Below are 414 nucleotides of genomic sequence, written 5' to 3'. Positions count from 1 at the left end.
AAAATTAAATTGCCAAAACTAGGTCTTGTTCGATTTGCCAAAAGTCGTGAAGTAAAGGGACGTATTTTAAATGCTACAGTTAGACGGAACCCTTCTGGCAGATACTTTGTGTCCTTGTTAGTTGAAACAGAAGTGCAAGAATTTCCGAAAACACATTCTTACATTGGAATAGATGTGGGACTAAAAGATTTCGCCATTTTGTCAGATGGAACAATCTACAAAAATCCGAAGTTTTTTCGATCATTAGAAGAGAAGCTGGCGAAAGCACAGCGTGTTCTTTCTAGAAGAATGAAAGGATCTTCTAGCTGGAATAAACAGCGAGTAAAAGTGGCTAGAGTTCATGAATACATGGCAAATGCTAGAAAAGATTACTTGGACAAAATCTCAACTGAAATCATCAAAAACCACGATGTT

General features: G+C 37.0%; 1 protein-coding gene. It reads left to right on the top strand.

Annotation, left to right across the window (positions count from 1 at the left end; genetic code table 11):
- Positions 1–414: RNA-guided endonuclease InsQ/TnpB family protein (locus JDS81_RS29840; RefSeq protein WP_199688693.1), on the top strand; the 414-nt coding region annotated here is incomplete at both ends.

It is taken from the genome of Bacillus cereus group sp. N31 (assembly GCF_016483245.1).
GTDB classification, from domain to species: domain Bacteria; phylum Bacillota; class Bacilli; order Bacillales; family Bacillaceae_G; genus Bacillus_A; species Bacillus_A toyonensis.
This window is presented reverse-complemented; position numbering and strand designations above follow the sequence as displayed.